This window comes from Candidatus Cloacimonadota bacterium, from assembly GCA_011372345.1.
Lineage (GTDB): Bacteria > Cloacimonadota > Cloacimonadia > Cloacimonadales > TCS61 > DRTC01.
Window position 1 is genome coordinate 1 of the sequence record DRTC01000599.1, and the last position, 1,885, is coordinate 1,885.

General features: G+C 34.0%; 4 protein-coding genes. All 4 read right to left on the reverse strand.

Annotated elements, in window-relative coordinates:
• On the reverse strand, nucleotides 1-863 hold an 863-nt coding region (locus ENL20_11435), incomplete at its 3' end, for a methylcrotonoyl-CoA carboxylase (protein ID HHE39165.1).
• 85 nt (nucleotides 864-948) lie between these two features.
• Nucleotides 949-1,323 carry a hypothetical protein gene (locus tag ENL20_11440; GenBank protein ID HHE39166.1) on the reverse strand — a complete coding sequence of 125 codons (375 nt, stop codon included), beginning with the start codon at nucleotides 1,321-1,323 and terminating at the stop codon, nucleotides 949-951.
• A complete protein-coding gene (locus ENL20_11445; GenBank protein ID HHE39167.1) occupies nucleotides 1,316-1,582 on the reverse strand; it encodes a hypothetical protein in 267 nt (88 codons plus the stop codon). The genes ENL20_11440 and ENL20_11445 overlap by 8 nt, the downstream gene beginning before the upstream one ends.
• Nucleotides 1,583-1,724: 142 nt before the next feature.
• On the reverse strand, nucleotides 1,725-1,885 hold a 161-nt coding region (locus tag ENL20_11450; GenBank protein HHE39168.1), incomplete at its 5' end, for a transcriptional regulator.

Here is a 1,885-nt window from a genome sequence, read left to right on the forward strand (position 1 = left end):
TCTTTCGGATCGTAAGTAGGTTCTTCCGGTTGGGATCTTTCTAAAGGAAATTTCTGGTTGGAAGTAATATTTTCAACAATGTTTCTGGTGATCTCGATTCCCTGCTCATCGGTTTCTGCAAAATGGTCAGCGACTCCGGAAATGCGGCTGTGAACATCTGCTCCACCTAATTCTTCTTCAGTGACGATCTCTCCGGTTGCTGCTTTGACTAAAGGTGGTCCGCCAATATAAATCGTTCCAATTCCTTTCACGATCACAACTTCGTCGCTCATCGCCGGTTGATATGCTCCTCCAGCAGTACAGAATCCGCACACAACAGAAATTTGCGGAATATTCTCTGCAGACATCCTCGCCTGATTATAGAAAATTCTGCCGAAATGCTCTTTATCGGGAAATGTTCCGACTTGTTGCGGCAGAAATATCCCTCCGGAATCAACCAGATAAATACAGGGAAGTCTATTTTCAATCGCAATTTCCTGAGCGCGGATATGTTTTTTGATCGTTTCCGGAATATATGTTCCACCTTTGACAGTTGCATCATGAGCAATGATCATTACTTCCCGGTTTTTCACAACTCCGATCCCGGTAATAATTGCAGCAGATGGATGTTGGTTTTCATGCATATCCCAGGCAGCGAGAGAACTTAATTCCAGAAACGGAGTATCAGGATCAAGAAGTAAGCTTAATCTATCTCGTACAAAAAGTTTCCCTCTTTTTTTATGCTTTTCATGCATATAATCAGGACCACCTTTCCTGATTAGAGAAAGGCGTTCCTTTAAGACATCAACAGCTTTTTCCATAGATTTTGTGTTTTCTATGAAAGATTGACTGTTCGTGTTTATTTTGGATTCGATTTTGTACATAAATTTTTCCTATAAAATTTATTGATTATTTTTTTCTAACTTTGATAAAAAACTATCAATGTCTATTTTGAAATCAGAAAATATTTCAGGGATATTTTCTATTAAAGGTTTTAAGTTTATCTTCATCGATTTGAAAACTATAAGCATGAGTGAAAAAATGACGAAAGAATAGATATTTTCCGATTTTATTTGCCGTATCTTCCTTGATGATTTTATTTCTAATGGCTGAATTTATTAAATCTTTATGCCAGGTTGAAGTGTTGGGAATTGGAATTCTTTTATGCTTCAATAGTTGTTTTAATATATTTTCGATTCCCATATAAATATTTTGAAGATAAGCACTAATTCCAACTATAACCACAAGTTCTTTGTCAGGATTATCTTTTGCTATCTCTAATTCTTTGAGAATTTTTTCGATAAATTCAAATTCAGCATAAACTTTTTCTTTAACATTAACCATACAACACTAATCCATCTCTTTCAACAAGTTGGTTAAACAGTGATTTTTCACTCAAATCAATGATATCGACAGGTTTCGAGAGATCACGATAAACTTCCCAACAAAAATCAAAAAACTTCTCCGATTTTATTCCTTTGATTCCAATGTCGATATCGTTTGCGTTTTTCTTATCTTTGGAAGAACCAAATAGTATTACTTTTCCGAGATCATATTTTTTTGAGTATTTTATAATTGTTTGTTTATCTTTTTTTGATATCATTAAAGGTATAACCTCTCAACTTGCATTTTATTCATAAATATAAATCAACTAATCCAGTCAAATACTTTGTTTCAAGTTCTTGACTGGATTTTAGATGATTAAAAGATTTTACTTTTTCTCAATCAGGATTGATTGAAATATATCAGGCTAAAACTGCTTTATAACCGTAAAGTAAAATTCCTGTTTTTCCTTCTTTTTGGACTTTCCTGAAAACGAGTTTAACCTCATTTCCGATTTCCAGTTTTTCCGGATCACAGTCCACAATTTGAGTTGTTAGTTTTACTCCATTTTCTAATTTTACAA